We start from the raw sequence: 18775 nt of genomic DNA, 5'->3' as shown, positions 1-18775 counted from the left end.
AATGACAAATGCCGAACCGGTGAATTTCCTGGGTCATCGTCAGTTGCTTGGCAATGATCTGGTCATCAACGAAGACTCCTGCAACCTGGGTTGTACCTATTGTCTGACCGGGCAAAGCAACATGAAGTCTTCTCATGAAGGAAAGCTGATTTTTCAACCGCCGGTGCACGACGTTTATAGCGAAGAGAGTGATCTGGGCAAGCGCCTGCAAACCATTGTCGAGCGTGTCAATCGGACCTTCAGGCCTCCGGTGCTGAAGTTGACCGGCGGCGAGATTTTTATCATCAAGGGCATCATGGCGTTCATCGAACGCATGTCGCCGCTGCATGAGGTGCTGATCGTTCAGACCAACGGACTGCCACTCACCGCGGAGAAAGTTCGCCGACTGGCCGAGCTCGGCAATGTCGTAGTGCAGATCTCGCTCGATAGCAGCAACTACGCCGGTAACAGTTACCGCGTGCTGTCACCACGTATCCACGAGATGATCATGGAACGTATCGAGATGGTGCTGGATGCGGGTTTGCCGTTGGAAATCTACGGCGTGTTGAACGATCGCAGCGCCCCCTATTTGCGCGAGTTCGTCGAATGGTGCGGTCGCTTCAAGGACAATCCTCCGCAGCTGTTCCCGTTTCCGGTACGTGGTCCGGACAGCGAAACCTTCAAACTGCGGCCCGACCAGTACGGCCTTATCGACGAGTTGTTCGAGCTGCGTGAGCTCTATCCCGAAGTCTTGCCGCCCCGGGCCTATCTGGAACGACTGAGTTCGTTTTATCGCGACGGCGGGCGCAGCTGGCGTTGTCATCTGCCGCGCCTGGTCCTCTCCACCTTCAGTGACGGTGTGGTCACGCCGTGCCCGAATATCTGGTTCCACGATATGGGCAACCTGGTGGAAGGCGACTGGAACAAGGCCCTGGCCCCGGTGAACCACTCACCGTTCTATCAGTTGCTGTTGGCCGAGCGCCCGCGCCTGGATGCCTGCAAAGGCTGTTTCACACCCTGGGACACCTTGAGTCTGTATTTCGAAAGTGTCATCAGTCTGGATGAACTGTGTCGGGCACCTTCCTATGCACCCCAGGCGGTCAGAACCCTCCTTGAGGAAGCCAAGGAGGCTTATCTGCATGGCGTCTGAATCTTTGTCCGGTTCTTCCTGGTTCGACGAACTGTCGAGCGGGCCGTTGCTGACGCAGTTGCCGACTCGCCAACGCTGCACTTGGGCGCAACAGCTGAGTAGCCTGGCGCAATCGGGTCATCAGCGTGTGCTGCTGATTTTCGACAGCAGTGTCGAACATGCGGCACTGTTGCTGATGCTGCTTGAGCACAGTCTTTCGCCATTACTGGTGGCCGCTGACGTCAAACCAGAGGAAATCCGCCGCTACGCGTCACGGGGGGCGATAGCCTGCAGCCTGTCTCTAGAACGGGGCGAGTTACGGGTGGAGCAGTTGGACGATAGCGACCTGCCGTCAGCCAAAGGGATATCAACGGTCCAGCACCGCGGTATCTATCTCCTGACCTCGGGCACCACGGGTGAGCCATCGTTGGTCTTTCGGGATCTGCAGAGTTGGCGCGACGAAGGTCTGCGTTACTGTCACTTGCTGCATTTGACCCCCCAGGACCGAGTGCTTTTCATCGCGCCGATCTATCACGCCTATGCATTGGGCTGGCTATGGGGGGCGATTCTGGCCGGCGCGCGGATCGAGATCCGCAAGCCGACAGAGCTCGGTGCGGCGCTTGAAGCCTTGCGTCAGCGCGCGACCCATTGCGTGGTAACGCCGATGTTGGCAACGCTTCTGGCTCGACGCGTGGGGCAGGGTGAACGAGCCGCGCAACTCAAGGTGGTCATGTCCGGTGCCGGGCCGGTGGATGAAACGATCGAGCAGCAGTTCTATCAAGCCTTTGGTCTGGGGTTGTCGCGTAATTACGGCAGCACCGAAAGCGGTGCGCTGTTCGGTGGGGTGGCGCCGCTGCCGCCGCTGTCCATCGGTTTTCCGTTGCCGGGTATTCGAGTGCTGGATGAGCCCGCCTCAGGGCAACCGTTCGCGCTCAAGGTCATGCTTGAGGACGGTCGCGTCTACGACACTGGGGATATCGCCGAGCGTACGCTGGGTGGCTACAACATCGTCGGTCGGGAAAGCAGTGCTATTCGTCGAGGCGAGCGCTGGATTTCAGCTTTTGAGATCGAGTCGGTCATCGCCAGTCATAGCGACGTGCTGGACTGTACGGTACGGGCAGTCAAATCGAAGCAGGCGGGTAACGACCATATTTTCGCGTTTGTCGTCTGGCGCGCTGATCGAGCCTGGCATGAAGGGCAACTGCGCGAGTACTGCCAGACGCGCATGGCCAGCAACAAAGTGCCCGATCGTTTCGAGCGCACGGCGCTGATTCCACGCAGCGCGAACGGCAAGGCCCTGCTCAGTCGCCGCTATTGTCCGGCGCAGAATGACGTTCTATTGGCTGTAGCGCAGGCTTATAAGCGTTCGCAACTGCTGTTGGCCCTGTGGGCCAGTGGGGCTCTGCGGCTGAGCGCCGAGGGCTTGAGCGTCGACCAGATCGCCCAGCGTAGCGGCTTGCATGCGACCACCCTGGCGGCGGCGTTTGATACCGCCCTGGCCAACGGTCTGGTCCGCGAGGCCCAGGACTGTAACGACGATCCACGTCGGCTTGAGCCATTGGCGCCGGTCCTGGACCTTGAGGTCTGCAACAGCCGTGGCTGGAATCGGCTGGATGAGCTGCTTGCGGTGTTCCAGCGCGGGTTGGACCGGCGTCCGTTCGAACAGGCAGCCGAACAGCCGCAACTGCGCGAGCTGTATCAGCGGGCGGTGGCCGGGCCGGACAAGCAACTGGCGGCGCAGCTGACCTGGCGCAAGGCACTGCACGATGCTCCCGGGGCCATACGGTTGCTGGATGTCTGTGCCACCGGAGCGGTCTACACCCAGGCGCTGCTGAGCAAACGCCGCTTGGACTGCAATGCCAGCCAGATCGTTTTGCAGGGTGGCCTGAACCCCACGGCCATCGATATTCCGGTGGACACCCGACACTCGCTGACAGAGCTGGACGAGCGCCGGTTCGACGTCATCGTCCTCGACAACACCTTGCATCAGGCCAGCGTGGCACAGGGGTTGCCCGGGTTGCTGGCGCGCCTGGAGAGCAACGGCCTGTTGATTGTCGACGAGATCTTTTTCAACGACGAAGCCTCGGCGGCGGTCGGTGTCGACTGGCTGACCCATGGCGGCCATTTGTACCCCCGGCAGGCCGACCTGATCGCCGCCATGGCGAGCCTTGGATTCAGCGCCAGCGAAGTGTGGCGGCGTGAATCAATGATTTTCCAATGCACGATGTTATTCACCAGGAGCTGTGAAAAATGACTGATACCGATCGCTTGATCAAAGTGTTCTCGACCACCGTGGGCCGTGACCTGAGCCGGGAAGAACTCTCGGGAGGGGATCTCATCGGTAGCCTGGGGCTGAACTCGATCGATGCGTTGCAATTGCTGATTCAGGTGGAAACCGAGTTCGATTTCTCCATTGAAGACGACGAGCTGTCCATCGAGCTGGTCAACTCCCTTGAGCGTCTTGAGACTTTCGTCGCCGACAAGAAACAAGCTCGGGCCGTCTGATTTTACCGGCCTCAGGCGCCACCTTGCGGGCGCCAGGTATTAGCGTTTGTGGCCTGGCTATGGTTGTGTCGGCCGCAACAACCGAATCACCGAGGGAATCTTTGTGAGCGACTCAAAACTGACTGAAGCGGTGTTCGCCAATCGCCCCGGCACCAGCGACCAACTGCCCTGGCTCAACCAGTTGAGCCGACAACGTCAGGCAGGCCCGGCGATGGAGAACAATCGCTGCCTGACCGGGGGAGAAGGTCCGGCAACGCTTTGCGTGCACGCCGGGACCTATGAAGATCCGGTAACAGGTGCCGTAGGCACGCCGATATTCCCCAGCACCACCTTTCGATTCAGCCAGACTACCTATGAGTCGTTTCTGGAAGGCTATATCCGCGACATACCGACCTACAGTCGCTATGGCAACCCCGGGCAATGGTCGGTGCAGTTGAAGGTGGCGGCCATGGAACGGGCCGAGAGCGCCCTGGTCCTGTCTTCGGGAATGGCCGCGATCGCCTCGACCTTGTTCGCGCTGACCAATCGTAACGGTCATATCATTTCATCCTATGACCTGTATGGCGGAAGCTATAGCCTGTTGCACGCCGATATCAAACAGGCCGGGCGCTCGGTCAGTTATGTCGACCCGCTGGATCTGGAGGACATTCGTCTGGCGATCCGCCCTGAAACCCAGATCATGTTTTTCGAGTTGCTGTCCAACCCGTTGATGAAAGCCATCGATCTGGTGGCTATTGCGGCACTTTGCAAGCAGGAAAATATCCTGCTGATCGTCGACAACACCTTCCTCTCGCCGATCAGTTGCCGGCCACTGGAGTGGGGCGCCGATATCGTCATTCATTCGGCTACCAAATACCTCAATGGGCACAGCGATGCGACCTGTGGCGCGGTGGCGGGCAGCCGCAAGTTGGTTGACCGGGTCTGGGCCCAGTTGTTGCGTTTTGGTGGCAGCCTCGATCCTTTTGTGTGTTTCCTGCTTGAACGTGGCATGAAAACCCTGGCGGTGCGCATGCAGGCACATGCCCGTGGAGCAGAACAGGTGACGCGTTTTCTCGAGCAGCACCCCAGGGTGACGGCCGTGCACTCGGTGTATGCCCAGGACTATGCCCATCGGCATCTGTTCGAGTACGCCGGGCACGCAACCTGCGGGATGTTGGGATTCGAGGTCGAGGGCGGCGATCCGGCGGCCCTGGAATTGCTCGAACAGCTCAAGCTGATTACCTCGGCCACCAGTCTGGGTGGGGTTGAATCGCTGGTGAGCCTGCCCTTCAACACCTCCCATAGCGGGCTGACAATCGAGCAGCAGAAGAAGATCGGGCTCAACCCCGGCCTGGTCCGTCTGTCCGTTGGAATCGAGGGGCCGGACGATTTGTGTGCCGATCTCGAACAGGCGCTGAACAAGGTTTATCAGGGAAGGAATGAGCCATGAGAAACGGAATGAATATCTCGGGCTTCAGCGAGATCGTCCATGAAATTCAGCAAGAGCCGGCACAGGCGATCTTCCGCTATGGCGCCTATGCACGTTCTGCGCCCGGGGCCGGGATGCTGGCCGGGGTTTATCCGGCGATCATAGGTTTGCTCAAGGCACCTCGGCACTTTGAGGTGCCGATCCGTCCCAACCCTGCGCTCAAGTCCCATGGACTGCTGGATGCGGCAACGCCTCAGGAGTTGGCGCTGACCGCACTGTCGGGTTGCTTCCTGGTGTCCGCGGTGTCGGGGTTTTCCGCGCGGCGGACCACGGTCGATCACCTGTCCATGACCACCAGTGCCTCCCTGGCTCAGGCCGGGGTTGCGGCGCCGCAAGTGAAATATCAGATCCGCTCGGGCACGGACAAGAAGATCGGCGAAGCCCTGGACGTCATCGAGGCGGTCAAGACCCATAGCCCCAATCACCAGACATTCGTCCAGCCCCTTGGGCTGTCGGCGCGGCTGGTCGGGCCGGCGGGTGAGCGTCCCTGGAAGCATTTTTCAGCCATTGGCGAGACGGCTATCGCTGCCTTGGCGCCAGCGAGCCAGGCTTTGTCTCTGGATTGTCAGTGGCTATACGGCACTCAGTTGCGCAGCGATTTCCTGCGGCAGAACCCCCAGGATCAGCGCTCCTTTCCCATCGACCAACCCAAGCAACTGGCCGGTATCGACTGGGGCCCCAACCCCCAGGAGTACTTGCTGATGGCGATTGCCGCCGATGTTTTGCTGCAGTTGACCACACACCATGAGTTGACGGGCGCGGCGCAGCTCAATGTGCGGGCCATGGTGGATATCCGCGGTATGTGCGAGGTAGCGCCATCTCCCGTGCACTTGCAGGACATCGAGTTGCAACTGCAGGTGAGCGAGTGCTCGGCGCAGCGACTGGCACAGCTGGAACAACAATTGGCCCAGAGCATCGAGGGCTCTTCGGTCTGCGCGCTGATCCGGCGTCGCGTCGGGTTCGAGTTTCAGGTCGGTTCGCAACCGGCATCCGAGTAGAGGGACGGAGTGATAGCCATGCCGAGCGATTCGACACTGTGTTTCTTTACCTTGGCGGTTCCCGACCTGGCTGCCGCCGAGGCGTTCTATGTGCAGACGCTGGGGTTCAAGGTCAGTCGACGTTTTGCGCCGACCCGGTGGATCAGTCTGGATGTCGATGAGCGTTCAGGTGCCGGATTCGGCTTGATCGAGGATCCGCTGATGCCCTGGCCGTCGGCCGCCACGATGCTCGATCTGCAGGTGGCCGACCTCACGTCGACCTTCGCCCGATTGAGGCAACAAGTGACAGTTATCGAAGAGCCCGTGCACACCCCGTGGGGCAGTTACAAGGCGACTATCCAGGACCCGTTCGGCAACCGCCTGGGCCTGGTTCAGCGCGACTGAAGAATGGGGCTCCGGAGTTGTTGGTAACTCTGGGAACGAGAAAGTAAGGAGCTGGGATGCTTAAGCGATATCGCTGCATGAATGTACCGGACTGTGTCACTGCCAACGGCGGTTTCGTGTCCGTGGTTTCGGGATTACCGCGTTCCGGTACCTCAATGATGATGCGCGCCTTGCAATGCGCTGGAATGCCCTTGCTGACCGACAACGTACGCCAGCGCGATGAGCGCAATCCCCATGGGTACTTTGAATGGGAGGCGGTCAAGTCCAGAGACGGTTATCAGTCCTGGATGGACCAGGCACGTGGCCAGGCGGTAAAGCTGGTGTCGCGATTCTTGCCCCACCTGCCGGCCACTCATGGTTACCGGGTGGTGTTCATGCACCGTGAGATCGAGGCCGTGATCCGGTCTCAGCGCGATATGGCCGAGCATCATTCCGGCCATGTCTGGGGTGAGGTCGAGGGACAGGCATTGGCTCGACTCTACCGTGAACATGTGGCGAAGGTGCTTGCCTGGGTCCGTTCACGGCCGAACATGCAGCTGCTCGAACTGGATTATCAGCAGGTGCTTGAGGCCCCCCGAACCGAGTTCGCCAAGGTCGCGCAGTTCCTCGCACCCTTGCCTCTGGCAGTGGGTGTCATGGCCGGGACGGTGGACAAGCACCTGGATCATCACACTGCAACGGAGGTGTCGGCTCATGTCTGAATTGCCGGTCAGAGCGGTCATCTTCGACCTCGACGGTACTGTCATCGACAGTAAACAGGTGATTGCCGAGGCTTATCATGCGGCCCATGCCGAGGTTCTGGGAGCTGACGTCGGCGCGCCGCCGTTCAGCGAGTACTGCAAGCACCTGGGGCGTAGTTTCCCGGAGATTATGAAGCGCATGGGGTTGCCGCAAGCCATGCACCCGGTGTTCATGCGCGAGAGCAATGCACGGATGCACAGGATCCAGGTGTTCGACGGCGTGCGCGCGTTGCTCGCCGCGCTGCAAGAGCAGGGTATTCCCATGGCCGTTGCGACCGGCAAGGACCATTCGCGCACCGAGGCGATTCTCGACAGCCTGGGGCTGATCGACTATTTCGCCTGCATCGTTGGCAGTGACGATGTCGCGAACCCGAAACCGGCGCCCGACATGGCCTTGATGATCGTCGATCGGCTACGGCTCAAACCCGCCAGTACGTTGTTCCTGGGCGATGCGATCGCTGATCTGCTGTGCGGGCAGGGCGCGGGGATGCAGACGGCCCTGGCCCTCTGGGACCATCCCGCCGAAGAGATTCGTCGCCATCCCTGCGACTACCAACTGACTGATCCGCGCCAGGTTCTGGCCCTGCTGGAGGTGGTGCGTCATGCCGACGTTACTCCTGCTTAACGGCCCCAATCTGGGTCGCCTGGGGCTGCGCAAACCCGAGATCTACGGGACAAGGACCCTGGTCGACATCACCCGTGAGGTGACCGCTGTTGCGGCGGCCCGGGGCTGGTCGGTGCGCGCCTTGCAAAGCAACCATGAAGGCGAGCTGATCGATTTTATCGAAGCCAATCATGACGCCGCGGCACTGATCGTCAATCCCGGGGCGTTGATGATGTCCGGCTGGGCTCTGCGCGATGCCCTCGAAGACTATCCGGGGCGCTGGATCGAAGTGCATATCTCCAACCTGTTCGGCCGCGAAGCCTTTCGCCACACCTCGGTCATTGCACCGCTGTGCAACGGTTTCATTGCGGGCATGGGGGTCGATGCCTATGCCGTTGCCGCCTCGGTCCTGGTGGGACAAGACCATGCGTAGCGCGATAGCGGCGGTGCCCGCGTATGCCCAGCTACTGGAGGACGTCCTGCACCTGTGCAGTGAATTGCTAAGAGTGCCGCAGGAGACCTTGGGAGCGGAGCAGAACTTCTTCGAGAGCGGTGGCAACTCGCTCAAGGCCCTGCAGTTGTGCGCGCTGTTGGAGCAGCAGTACCCGGATCTGTGCGGTCAGGATGGCATCGACCTGACACTGATTGTCGGCACTGCTACCTTCGGTGCTTTTGTCAACGCCTTACTGGGAGCTGCTCAACGGTCCTCCGAATCCTGTGCCACGGAGGGTGAGCTGTGAGTCAGCCTGTTGCGACATTGATCGAGAGCTGGGAACAGCGCGGAGTGCACTTGTATGAAGAGGCCGGCAAGCTCAAATACTACTGTGACGAACCCGAGCTGCCGGAGGATATTCGTCATTCGGTGAGTCAGGAGAAGGCGCGGTTGCTGAGTTATCTGGCACAGCCGGATCCGCTGGCGGCCAACCTCAGTGGTCTGCGCCAGGCCTATTGGCTGGGTGAACACTCGGCGTTTACCCAGGGCAGCGCCGCCTATCTGCACCTGGTGTACGCCGGTTCCGTGCCTTCGGCGGCGCAGCTCGAGTCGGCGCTGGAGCAACTGCTGGCGCTGCACCCGATCCTGAATTACACCCTGGACGCCAGTGCCCCGCGTCTCAAGGCCATGACGGTGCAGGCGCTTCGGGTCGAGCGGGTCGCGCCCATCGAGGGGCATGAGCCGCGGCATTGCACGGCGCTGGCCGACAGTTCGACGCCGATCCCGCCACTCGCGGCGGAACAGCCGTTGTTTCGCCTGGTGGTGGTGGAGAACCACGGTGAGCGTTGCCTGCATGTGGTCTATCGGTTGGCGCTGTTCGATGCGCCGGGCGTGCAGATTTTCATCACTGACCTGATGACGCTGGTAAGCCGCGGCGCCGGGTCGGTGTTGATGCAGGGTGCCTATGCGCCGGTGAAAATTGCGGCGCAGGTCCGAGCCCGACGCCTGGCGCGGTTCAAGGCCAGAAACTATTGGGTGCAAAAGATCGCCTTGCTCGCCAGTGGGCCCGATCTGCCCAGGTTGCGCCGCTCTGGCGAACCCCGGGAAGGGGCAAACGCCTTGACAGGGCGTTTCATCGAACATCGCGCGCTGTTGGCGCCAGCCCTCTACCAGGCCCTTGGCGCGCGCGCCCGTGAGCATCGTGTCTCGCTCAATGCGGTGTTGCTGACGGTGTATCTGCAGACCCTGGCGCGCTGGTCGGGCAAAGCCACGGTGACCAGCAGTGTCATGTACAGCACCCGTCCGGGGCTGGCTGAGGAATTTGCCCGCACTATCGGCAATTTTGCCGACACCGTATTGATCGATCTGCCGGCACGCGCCATGGCTTTTTCGGCAACGGCGCAGCACCTCCAGCAGGACCTGTACGCGGCGATGCGGCACGGCGCCTACGATGGTGTCTCGGCGGTTCGTGAGTGGATCAAGCTACACGATCAGCGTGCCAGCAGCGCCGAGCCGCCCATGCCCTATGTCTTTTCTTCATTGCTGGAAATGGACCTGCCGGCCGCGCCCCTGGAGCAGACCGATCACGCCATGATGACACCACAAATATGGATTGATGCCCAGGCCTTTGCGCAGGACGGTGCGTTGTGTCTGTCCTGGGATGAGCGCGAGGGTATTTTCGAACCTGGAGTGATCCCACAGGCTTTCGAGCACTTCCACAGTGCCCTGCAACGATTGGCGACCGTCCCCCAGGCCTGGGATGAAACCCAGGCGCCGCTGACGCCGGCGCTGCTGGCGGCAATCGATGCTTTCAACCGCACCGAACGAACCTTCGACAGCGAAGCTCTCCATCAGGGGCTGCTGCGTCAGGCCGTACAACGCCCTGATGCACCGGCGGTTCTGGATCAGGACGGTGCCCTGAGTTTCTCCCAACTGTTGCGTCAGGCCAGTCGCCTGGCCGGTCACCTCAATGAAAATGGTGTGGGTCCCAGCGATCATGTGGTCATCCGGGGCAGTCGCGATGCGGCGAACGTGGTAGCGATCTATGCGACGCTGATGGCCGGCGCGACTTACGTGCCAGTCAGTAAACATTCGCCGGCGCGCCGTGTGCATTCGATTATCAACCAGTGCGCGGCTACCACCATCCTGGGGGATGACGATGAGGACATTGCCAGCATTCTCGCCTCGCCAGTGAATTGGTACCTCAATTACCAAGAGTGGTTGGCGGCCGGGCAGGGGCAGGGGGCCTATCTACAACCGGCGTACCCGGCGGTCGATAGCAGCCTGGCGTACATCATGTTCACTTCGGGGACCACGGGGACGCCCAAGGGTGTCAGTGTCACCCATCGGGCAGCGATCAACACGCTGCTGGACTGCCGTGAGCGTTTTGCAATCAATGACACAGACCGTTTGCTGGGAGTCAGCGAATTCAGTTTCGATCTGTCGGTGTTTGATCTGTTCATGCCCGCTCTGAGCGGCTGCGCTCTGGTGCTTGCGCAAGGCGGTGAGCGAGCTGACCCGCAAGCCTGGATCCGTGCCGCACGGGAGCACCGCGTCAGCGTCTGGAACTCGGTGCCGGCGATCATGGAAATGGCCCTCGGTTACGCTCAGGCGACGCACCTGGGCGCACCTGCGGCCACAGTGCGGCTGTGGATGGCCAGCGGTGACTGGATCGGTCTCGGCCTACCCGACCGTTTGCGTGCAAGCGCTCCGGGCTCACGCTTTGTCGCCTTGGGCGGTGCCACGGAGGCGGCCATCTGGTCCAACTGTTTCGAGGTTCAGAAGGTCGATCCGCAATGGCTTAGCATTCCCTACGGTCGTCCTCTGGCGAACCAGCGTTTTTATATTCTTGACCCGCAGGGGCGGCGTTGCCCTCCTGGAGTCAAGGGCATGTTGTATATCGCCGGCATGGGGCTGGCCGCCGGTTACATCCATGATCGCCTACGCACCGAACAGGCGTTTTTCGATGATTCGGGTCTGCAACAGCGTGTCTATCGTACGGGGGATATGGGGCGCTTGCGGATGGATGGAGAAATGGAGTTTCTCGGGCGTGAAGATTTGCAGGTCAAGCTCAACGGCTTTCGCGTAGAACTCGCGGAAATCGACGCGGTGTTCAGCCGGGCACCAGGGGTTCTGCAGGTCGCTGTCTGCCTTGATGACGCGGGAGGCCTGCAGGCCTTTTTCGTTCGCGACCCGGGTCTGGAGGCGGGGCCGAGCGCTGAGCAATTGTTGCAGTTCGCCGCCCAATATCTGAACCCCTACATGTTGCCATCGCGAATCTTCGAGTTGCCCGAACTGCCGTTGACGTCCAATGGCAAGGTCGACAGAGCCCAACTGGCCCAACGCGTACCGCAAGCTACGGCAACATTGCGCGATGACCCGTCGTGCACGGTTTTTTCCGCGAAGCAGGAGCTGATGCAGCAATGCGTGCAGCGCGTGTTGCCGGCGGCGCTGGATCCGCAGCGCTCCTGGTTCGATCTGGGTGCGTCATCGCTGCATGCGGTGCATATCCTTCAGGCACTCAATACCGAGTTGGGACTGGAGTTGAACCTGGCCGATATCTATTCCTGGCCCTCAGTCGCGGCACTGTTGGCCTACCTGCGGGACAGATCCCAGGGCTCGCGCAATCTGGTGTATTTCAGCCGCGACGCAGTGCGCAACCTGCCGCTTCTGGTGCTGGTGCACCCGGTGGGCGGGGCGCTTTCCTGTTATTTGCCGCTGGTCCATGCCTTGCGCAAGGACTTCGATGTGATCGGAATCTGCGCTGACAGTGAACAGCGCTTCGAGAGCATCGAGGCTCAGGCCCGTGAGTACTTTGACCAGTTGCGCGAGAAGCTGGTGGGGTATCGCCAGGTGGTTCTTGCCGGGTGGTCGTTTGGTGGTGTGGTGGCGGTGGAAATGGCACGGTTGCTCAAGTCCAGCGGTCCGCAGCTACCGGCGCTGGTCACTATCGATGCCGGAGCTCCGCCGGAGACAGTTCTGGAGCTGCCGCCGACCTTGTTACAGCAGTTGTTCCAGCAGGACCTGGTCCAAACCGAGCAGATACAGATGGCGGGAGGACCTCATGAAACCCTGTTGAGTCGTGCCCTGGAAGAACGCTTCGCGCTGTTCTGTCGACACTATGCGGCCTTGCTCGATTATCGCTATCAGCCGGTGGCTTGCCCGACCTGGCATCTGCAGGCCAGTGAAGAGCGCCAATCGAGTGGGCTGCGTCCACTGGCGCAGCTGTCTGGGGGCGAGCCTTGCGTACAGGTTGTCGCTGATCACTACAGCATCCTGTCCGGTGCTGCGCTGGAGCGAGTCGTCGGCTGTCTGGAGCTGGCTGCAAGGCAGGCGGTAGTCGAAAACCTCAGCCCGGTAGCGCCAGCATGACCCCTTTGCTTGCTGCAACAGCGTCCAGGGACTGGTTGCTCCCTCCCGACGGTGTCGATCTGTGGCGGTTGCCCTGGAGCGAGTCCCAGGTGCATCCGCGACGTCAGCGTTACTTGGGGTGGTTGGCGGATGACGAACGGGCCCGTTATCAGCGTTCCACAGTTGCATCCGCTCGTGAGCAGTACCTGATCGGACATGGCTGGCTGCGGGAAATTCTTGCGCGCTATCTGGCTTGCGAACCAGTGCGGATTGCCCTGCGCTACGGGCGCCGAGGCAAGCCTTCGCTCGCCGGTTTTGCGCGCTCACGGGTGCATTTCAACCTGGCGCATACCCCGGGGCTGTTGGTGCTTGCGGTCAGCTCCAACCCTGTGGGCGTGGATGTGGAAGCGCACCGTCCACGGGATATCGAGGGCTTGAGCCAGCGCTATTTCAGCCAGGCGGAACAGATGGCACTGACCCGTTGTTCGGGGCCTGAACGCGAGGCGGCCTTCTATGGGCTCTGGACCCTGAAAGAGGCGTGCGTCAAGGCCACGGGGGAGGGGATTGGTCAATCATGGTCCCGGCTGGGATTTGCTCCCGGCCGGCTGCCAGAGGTGGATATTTTTCGCCCGTCCTGGCGGTTTCTGCACACGGCCTCGTTGGCCGGCTATTCGATTGCTATCGCCGCGCGGGCACGCCACGAGCTGAAGATTCGCGCTTTTATCGATTCGGCACTGGCGGATTGCGGCCCTTGCCCGGAAAATCTGCACTGGCTCGAGCATCATCGCTGCTCTCGCGGCACGAGCCTCATAAACAGGGATATTAAAGGAGTGACACTGTGAAATTTGGATACACGATTGTTTATGTACCCCATGTCGAAGCCACTATCGCGTTCTTCGAGCAGGCCTTTGGTTTCACCCGGCGCTTTCTCGATGAGTCGGGCGACTACGGCGAACTCGACACTGGCGCCACCACCCTGGCGTTCGCCAGCCGCGGTTTGGCCGATTCCAACTGCGATGGCGGTTACCAGTTCTGCAGTCCGGAGCATAAACCCCTGGGCATCGAGATTGCCCTGGTGACCGACGATGTGCCCACGGCGCATGCCAAGGCGCTGGCGGCCGGCGCCATCGAACATGCCGCGGTGCAGAAAAAGCCCTGGGGGCAAGTGGTTTCCTATGTGCGCTGCCCGGCGGGCACCCTGGTTGAGTTGTGCACGCCTGTGGGCCAATGAGCATCTCGCTCAGGGAGGCACACATGCAAGGAGATGACCATGGTGCGTAAAACCGACGATGCCGTTGCGGCATTACTTGAAGATATTGGCAGCACCCACGGAGCCCTTCTGGAGGTGGTTCAGCGAGTGCGCCAAGTTGTCGAAGAAGTCAGTGGCAACGTTTCGGAAATGGTCAAGTACGGGGGCATCATCTTTTCCCGGGTGACGCCGTTCTGTGGTGTGTATGCCTATACCGGTCATGTGTCGGTGGAGTTTGGTCGGGGCTACTTGCTCGACGATGTCCATAAGGTGCTCGAAGGCAGTGGAAAGTTTCGCCGTCATATAAAGTTGTTTGCTGTAACGGATGTGCATGACAAGCACCTTGCTGATTATGTAAGGCAAGCGCTTGGATAGTGGGTCCTTGAACTGAGCACCTAACAAAGAAGTTGTTTCCTGCGGGGGATTCTATCCCCCGCACGGGACAGTGTTGCCCCTAAGAAACCAATCAATGGAAGAGCATATGAGCGATCCGAGCACTTACGGTGAGACCCTGGCCGATATCTATGACGACTTGTATGGCGAGGCGCCGGCGAACGCGATTGATGTTCTGGTGGAAATGGCCGGTAACGCCGGTCCCGTCCTGGAGTTGGGAATAGGCACCGGTCGCTTCGCTCTGCCAATGCGCCAGCGCGGTGTGGACGTGCATGGTGTCGATGCCTCGTGGTCGATGCTCGAGAAGCTGCAGGCCAAACCCGGCGGCGGTGAGGTTCCAGTGACCCTGGCCGATTTCGCGACACTGGAAGGGGTACAGGGCGGGCCTTTCGAGATGGCCTTCTGCACCTTCAGCTCGCTGTTTCTATTGTTGTCCCAAGAGGCGCAGATCAACTGCTTTCAAGCCACCAGCGCGTTGCTCAAGGAGCATGGACGCTTGGTGATCGAGACCTTCTACCCGGACATTTCGCGCTATGGCAAAGACCAGCCGGTGTATGTGGGCGGGCTGGAGCGCAATGAGGTGTTACTTGAAGCTTCGCGTCATGAGTCGACCAAGCAACGGGTCAGTTGCCGGTTTATCCGCCTGCAGAGCGAAGGCCTCAAGGTGATTCCGGTGGAGTTGCGTTATGCCTGGCCCGCCGAATTGGACCTGATGGCCCGGCTGGCCGGAATGCGCTTGCTCCAGCGCTGGTCCAGCTGGGAAAAGGCGCCCTTTGCCGATGGTTCGTTCAAACATATTTCGGTTTACGAAAAGTTACCCAAGACCTGATTGCACGTGAACTTCGGAGTTCAACATGGATGTTTTCCAAGCACCAGCTGCCCAGATGGCCGACACGCGCTCGACTCGCGAGCGGATGCTCGCTGGAGAGTGGTTTCACTCCCCAAGTCTGGAACTTGCGCGCCTGCGTATCCGTTCTCAGGAGTTGCAGTATCGTTTTAATCACTCATCACCACTGGCGTTTAAAGAGCAGCAGGCGTTGCTCAGAAAGTTGCTTCACAAGATTGGCAGTAATAGTTGGATAGAGCCTAACTTTTACTGTGATTACGGGGCGCATATCGAAGTAGGCAATGACGTGTTCATCAATATGAACTGCACGTTTCTCGATGGTAATCGGATTGTTATCGGTGACCGCGTCTACATCTCACCCAACGTGCAGTTGATGACGACGAGCCATCCCGTGCACCCGCAACAACGTTCCGTCCAGGTGGATGGCCAACTCAAGTGCGTGCTGCGCGCGGAGCCGATCACCGTTGGCAACGACGTGTGGATCGGGGCCGGGGCGATGCTGCTGGGTGGCGTCGAGATCGGCGATCACAGCGTGATCGGCGCCGGCAGCCTGGTCAGCCGCTCCATACCTGCCGGGGTGGTGGCGGCGGGTAACCCTTGCCGAATCATTCGCTCCGTTTACGAGTGAATCTACAGGAGCTGTTTATGAGCAACGCGACAGTGAGCATCGATGACATGAGCCAGATCAACGACAGTGTTTTATCCCGGTGCGCGGAGCCTTCCATGGCGTTCGCCCACTCGGCTTTGTGTGTCTGGTTTACCGGTTTGTCTGGAGCCGGTAAGTCAACCCTGGCCAAAAGTCTGGAAGAGTCTCTAGGGCTGTCGGGAGTGCGAGTGCGGGTTCTCGACGGCGACGATCTGCGGACCGGCCTGAACAGCGATTTGCGCTTTGGCGCCGAGGACCGCAAGGAGAACGTTCGACGCCTGGCTGAAGTTGCCAAGTTGTTTTGTGACAGTGGCTACATCGTCCTGGTCAGTGCCATTTCGCCTTTTGCCGAGGACCGGCAACGAGCCCGGGCGCTATTCGCTCCCGGATGTTTCGTCGAGGTGCATGTCGACACGCCACTGGCTGTTTGTGAATCTCGCGATCCCAAGGGGCTCTACGTGCGGGCCAGGCGCGGTGAACTGCCACAGTTCACCGGCATCGGCAGCGTCTATGAGCCGCCGCGGTATTGTGAGTGCGTGGTGCAAACCGCTGAATGCAGTGTCGATGAAGGCGTTCGGCAAGTGCTTGCCATTGTGCTGGAACGTTGTGCATTGCCCGGGCCAAAGACTCCGTTGAAAGCTCGGGGTGCCGAGGATTCAGCAGATGATGTCCGAGGAGGCCGCTAATGCCAACGTCGACATTCGAGCGCCTGTTGAAGCGCTACCGTTATCCGCTGTTTGCCCTGGTATTGGTGCTAGTGGCGGGGTTGTCCTGGGGCATGACGTCGATTCGTTTTGCCGCCGATTACCGTTCGTTTTTTCCCGAGGGCGAAAAGACGGTTGAGCAACTGGATGCCATGCATCGTCAGTTCGGCAAGTCCGACACCTTGCTCTTCGTGATCAAGAACCCCCAAGGCAGTCTGTTCAGCCGTCGGTATCTCGAACAATTGCATGAACTGACGGAGCAAGCCTGGCTGATTCCCCATGCCTATCGCGTCGACTCAGTGACTAATTTCCAGCATGTCTTCGCCGAAGGCGATACGGTGCATGTCGAGGCGTTGGTGCGCGAGCCCACGGACCTGACACCACAGCACATCAGTCTGATGGAACGGCTCGGGCGCAACGACATTGAACTGGTCAAGCGCCTGGTGTCGACGGATGGCCAGACCGTCGGTGTGCTGGTGACTCTGCAGTTTCCCCCACAAACCCTGGATGCGGCCATTGCCGCGACCGCCGAAGGGCAACGGATGCTGGAGGCGTTCAAGCAGGCGAACCCGCAGTTGCAGGTCCATCTGACTGGCCTGGCGGCCGTCGAGGCGGCCTATCCCGAAGCGGCACAGCAGGACATGGCGGTACTCACGCCGCTGATGTACCTGATCATTCTCCTGGTCACAGTGCTGATGCTGCGTAGTATCGGCGCTTTGCTGGTGGTGTTGATTGCCATCAGCATGGCCACCGCCGCCACGCTGGGCGCCAGCGGCTGGCTCGGGTTCGAGGCCACGGCACTGACCGGGCTGCTGCCGACCATAGTATTGGCGACCTCCGTCGCCGAGATCATGCATGTGCTGTCCGCGGCACGGCAGATGAGCGGGCAGTATGGAACCCGGCGAGTAGACCTGGCCTGCGCGGCGATCAGGGACACCATCAAGCCTATCGCGATCGGCACCGCCACCAATGCGGTGGGGTTTTACAGTCTGGTGTTCGCTGCATCGCCGCCCTACAAGGAGTTTGGCGTGTTGGCAGCGATCGGTGCGGTGATGGCGCTGCTGGTGACCATTTCGGTGGCGGCGGTGTTGATTCCCTTCCTGCGGCTCAAGCCCCTGGAAGGGGCGGCCAGCCATCGCTATTACTTGTACATGGAACCGTTGTTGCGTCATCCCAAGCTCTGGTTGCTGGGGTTCGTGGTGTTGTTTGCACTGGCGATCGGGCCGGCGCGTAATAACCTGATCAACGACCGTATTGTCGAGAACTTCGATTCCAGTATCCCCGTGCGGACCGCCACTGAGTTCGCCATGGACAATCTGTCCGGGATCTATCGCCTGGAGTATGTCGCCACGTCCAGTCGCGGCGACATTTCTGATCCGCGCTTTCTCGCCGATCTGGACCGATTTGCCCAATGGCTCAGGACTCAGGCCGAGGTCGATTCGGTCACCACCCTCAGCGACGCCCTGAAGAAACTCAACCAGACAATGAATGGCGGGCGGCCCGAAGAGTACCGGCTGCCTGGCGATCCGGCGATGGCCGCGCAGATGCTGCTGGTCTATGAAATGTCGTTGCCGTTCGGTCTGGACCTGGGTAGTCAGATAAACATAGATAAGTCGGCAACGCGCCTGGTGGTCACCCTTACCCGGTTGGACACCCAGCAGATTCGCGATATCAAGGAGCGGGCGGATAATTGGTGGCGCGACAATGCCGACCGTAACGCGCTGATTCCGGGCTTGGGGACGGGCGAAGCGGTGGTGTTTGCCAACCTGACGCATATCAGCATCGAGTACATGGTCAATGGCCTGCTGTTCGAGCTGGTGACCATCACCCTGATGGTCGCGTTCTTCTTGCGCAACGCGGGTCTGGGGCTGATCAGCATTCTGCCCAACGTGTTCCCGTTCTTCATCATGTTCGGGATCTGGGGCCTGCTGCGTGGCGAGATCAACACTGCCGCGATCAACGTCTGCGTGGTGGTTTATGGCCTGATCGTCGAGGCCACCATCCACATCATGAGTCACTACAAGGCTCAGCGTCTCGAGCATGGTCATCCACCGCGAGAGGCGTTGCGTCTGACCTACCAGCATGTGCTGCCCTCGGTGTTTGCCAACTCGGTGATCCTGGCATCGGGCTTCATGGTCATGACCCTCTCGCCATTCTCGATGAATGCCGATTTCGGCCTGTTGGCAGTCATCGCGATCTTCCTCGGCCTGATCTTCGATGCGCTATGCCTGCCACTGGTGCTGCTGATATTCGATCGATTCCTGTGGGGGCGCTCGGTAACAAAACTTGCCCCACGCCAAGCTTGAAAACCCGCACATCGATCAGGAATTAGAGAAAGGAAACCAA

18 protein-coding genes are annotated in these 18775 nt (G+C 60.3%); all 18 read left to right on the top strand.

The features are described from left to right. Position 1 precedes the first annotated feature (1 nt). The 18 genes from AC1RO5_RS08230 to AC1RO5_RS08145 all read left to right on the top strand — a co-directional run bounded on the left by AC1RO5_RS08230 (position 2) and on the right by AC1RO5_RS08145 (position 18735). Entirely contained in the window at positions 2-1129 is a 1128-nt protein-coding gene (locus AC1RO5_RS08230) for a radical SAM protein (protein ID WP_493174331.1), read from the top strand. Beyond that, complete coding sequence (locus AC1RO5_RS08225; protein WP_493174329.1) at positions 1119-3362, top strand: AMP-binding protein; 2244 nt, start codon at positions 1119-1121, stop codon at positions 3360-3362. Before AC1RO5_RS08230 ends, AC1RO5_RS08225 begins: the two co-directional genes overlap by 11 nt. Further along, positions 3359-3613, top strand: a complete 255-nt coding sequence (locus AC1RO5_RS08220; protein WP_493174327.1) for a phosphopantetheine-binding protein — start codon at positions 3359-3361, stop codon at positions 3611-3613. Before AC1RO5_RS08225 ends, AC1RO5_RS08220 begins: the two co-directional genes overlap by 4 nt. A gap of 103 nt (positions 3614-3716) precedes the next feature. After that, on the top strand, positions 3717-5042 hold the full coding sequence (locus AC1RO5_RS08215) for a trans-sulfuration enzyme family protein (RefSeq protein ID WP_493174326.1): 1326 nt from the start codon (positions 3717-3719) through the stop codon (positions 5040-5042). Further along, positions 5039-6079, top strand: a complete 1041-nt coding sequence (locus tag AC1RO5_RS08210; protein ID WP_493174324.1) for an OsmC family protein — start codon at positions 5039-5041, stop codon at positions 6077-6079. Before AC1RO5_RS08215 ends, AC1RO5_RS08210 begins: the two co-directional genes overlap by 4 nt. Positions 6080-6097: 18 nt before the next feature. Further along, a complete protein-coding gene (locus tag AC1RO5_RS08205) occupies positions 6098-6463 on the top strand; it encodes a VOC family protein (RefSeq protein WP_493174322.1) in 366 nt (121 codons plus the stop codon). 56 nt (positions 6464-6519) lie between these two features. Further along, entirely contained in the window at positions 6520-7164 is a 645-nt protein-coding gene (locus AC1RO5_RS08200; protein WP_493174320.1) for a sulfotransferase domain-containing protein, read from the top strand. Then, on the top strand, positions 7157-7828 hold the full coding sequence (locus AC1RO5_RS08195) for an HAD-IA family hydrolase (RefSeq protein ID WP_493174318.1): 672 nt from the start codon (positions 7157-7159) through the stop codon (positions 7826-7828). The genes AC1RO5_RS08200 and AC1RO5_RS08195 overlap by 8 nt, the downstream gene beginning before the upstream one ends. After that, positions 7806-8240, top strand: coding sequence for a type II 3-dehydroquinate dehydratase (locus AC1RO5_RS08190; protein ID WP_493174316.1), 435 nt, complete (start codon positions 7806-7808; stop codon positions 8238-8240). Before AC1RO5_RS08195 ends, AC1RO5_RS08190 begins: the two co-directional genes overlap by 23 nt. Continuing rightward, positions 8233-8547, top strand: coding sequence for an acyl carrier protein (locus tag AC1RO5_RS08185; RefSeq protein WP_493174314.1), 315 nt, complete (start codon positions 8233-8235; stop codon positions 8545-8547). Before AC1RO5_RS08190 ends, AC1RO5_RS08185 begins: the two co-directional genes overlap by 8 nt. Further along, complete coding sequence (locus tag AC1RO5_RS08180) at positions 8544-12611, top strand: non-ribosomal peptide synthetase (protein WP_493174312.1); 4068 nt, start codon at positions 8544-8546, stop codon at positions 12609-12611. The genes AC1RO5_RS08185 and AC1RO5_RS08180 overlap by 4 nt, the downstream gene beginning before the upstream one ends. After that, positions 12608-13432, top strand: a complete 825-nt coding sequence (locus tag AC1RO5_RS08175; RefSeq protein WP_493174310.1) for a 4'-phosphopantetheinyl transferase family protein — start codon at positions 12608-12610, stop codon at positions 13430-13432. The genes AC1RO5_RS08180 and AC1RO5_RS08175 overlap by 4 nt, the downstream gene beginning before the upstream one ends. Further along, positions 13429-13821 (top strand): VOC family protein, encoded by a 393-nt coding sequence (locus AC1RO5_RS08170; RefSeq protein ID WP_493174308.1) that lies wholly within the window; start codon positions 13429-13431, stop codon positions 13819-13821. Before AC1RO5_RS08175 ends, AC1RO5_RS08170 begins: the two co-directional genes overlap by 4 nt. A 39-nt stretch (positions 13822-13860) precedes the next feature. Beyond that, the gene (locus AC1RO5_RS08165; RefSeq protein ID WP_493174306.1) at positions 13861-14214 is read left to right on the top strand and encodes a DUF1801 domain-containing protein; all 354 of its coding nucleotides are present in this window, start codon (positions 13861-13863) and stop codon (positions 14212-14214) included. A 106-nt stretch (positions 14215-14320) separates the two neighbouring features. Further along, a complete protein-coding gene (locus AC1RO5_RS08160; RefSeq protein WP_493174304.1) occupies positions 14321-15061 on the top strand; it encodes a class I SAM-dependent DNA methyltransferase in 741 nt (246 codons plus the stop codon). A gap of 25 nt (positions 15062-15086) precedes the next feature. After that, positions 15087-15707 (top strand): sugar O-acetyltransferase, encoded by a 621-nt coding sequence (locus AC1RO5_RS08155; protein WP_493174302.1) that lies wholly within the window; start codon positions 15087-15089, stop codon positions 15705-15707. A 17-nt stretch (positions 15708-15724) separates the two neighbouring features. Next, the gene (gene cysC, locus AC1RO5_RS08150) at positions 15725-16411 is read left to right on the top strand and encodes an adenylyl-sulfate kinase (protein ID WP_493174300.1); all 687 of its coding nucleotides are present in this window, start codon (positions 15725-15727) and stop codon (positions 16409-16411) included. Further along, positions 16411-18735, top strand: a complete 2325-nt coding sequence (locus tag AC1RO5_RS08145) for an efflux RND transporter permease subunit (protein WP_493174298.1) — start codon at positions 16411-16413, stop codon at positions 18733-18735. Before cysC ends, AC1RO5_RS08145 begins: the two co-directional genes overlap by 1 nt. Positions 18736-18775 lie beyond the last annotated feature (40 nt).

Source organism: Pseudomonas sp. GW822-FHT02G04 (assembly GCF_058802085.1).
Note: the sequence above shows the minus strand (reverse complement) of the source record. Positions and strands in the feature narration are given on the sequence as shown.

Bases quoted from the DNA above. Each gene is read 5' to 3' on its own strand.
- AC1RO5_RS08205 (WP_493174322.1), top strand. From the start codon at position 6,098: ATGCCGAGCGATTCGACACTGTGTTTCTTTACCTTGGCGGTTCCCGAC.
- AC1RO5_RS08190 (WP_493174316.1), top strand. From the start codon at position 7,806: ATGCCGACGTTACTCCTGCTTAACGGCCCCAATCTGGGTCGCCTGGGG.
- AC1RO5_RS08155 (WP_493174302.1), top strand. From the start codon at position 15,087: ATGGATGTTTTCCAAGCACCAGCTGCCCAGATGGCCGACACGCGCTCG.
- AC1RO5_RS08195 (WP_493174318.1), top strand. From the start codon at position 7,157: ATGTCTGAATTGCCGGTCAGAGCGGTCATCTTCGACCTCGACGGTACT.
- AC1RO5_RS08225 (WP_493174329.1), top strand. From the start codon at position 1,119: ATGGCGTCTGAATCTTTGTCCGGTTCTTCCTGGTTCGACGAACTGTCG.
- AC1RO5_RS08175 (WP_493174310.1), top strand. From the start codon at position 12,608: ATGACCCCTTTGCTTGCTGCAACAGCGTCCAGGGACTGGTTGCTCCCT.
- AC1RO5_RS08230 (WP_493174331.1), top strand. From the start codon at position 2: ATGACAAATGCCGAACCGGTGAATTTCCTGGGTCATCGTCAGTTGCTT.
- AC1RO5_RS08210 (WP_493174324.1), top strand. From the start codon at position 5,039: ATGAGAAACGGAATGAATATCTCGGGCTTCAGCGAGATCGTCCATGAA.
- AC1RO5_RS08145 (WP_493174298.1), top strand. From the start codon at position 16,411: ATGCCAACGTCGACATTCGAGCGCCTGTTGAAGCGCTACCGTTATCCG.
- AC1RO5_RS08220 (WP_493174327.1), top strand. From the start codon at position 3,359: ATGACTGATACCGATCGCTTGATCAAAGTGTTCTCGACCACCGTGGGC.
- AC1RO5_RS08200 (WP_493174320.1), top strand. From the start codon at position 6,520: ATGCTTAAGCGATATCGCTGCATGAATGTACCGGACTGTGTCACTGCC.
- AC1RO5_RS08160 (WP_493174304.1), top strand. From the start codon at position 14,321: ATGAGCGATCCGAGCACTTACGGTGAGACCCTGGCCGATATCTATGAC.
- AC1RO5_RS08185 (WP_493174314.1), top strand. From the start codon at position 8,233: ATGCGTAGCGCGATAGCGGCGGTGCCCGCGTATGCCCAGCTACTGGAG.
- AC1RO5_RS08165 (WP_493174306.1), top strand. From the start codon at position 13,861: ATGGTGCGTAAAACCGACGATGCCGTTGCGGCATTACTTGAAGATATT.
- cysC (WP_493174300.1), top strand. From the start codon at position 15,725: ATGAGCAACGCGACAGTGAGCATCGATGACATGAGCCAGATCAACGAC.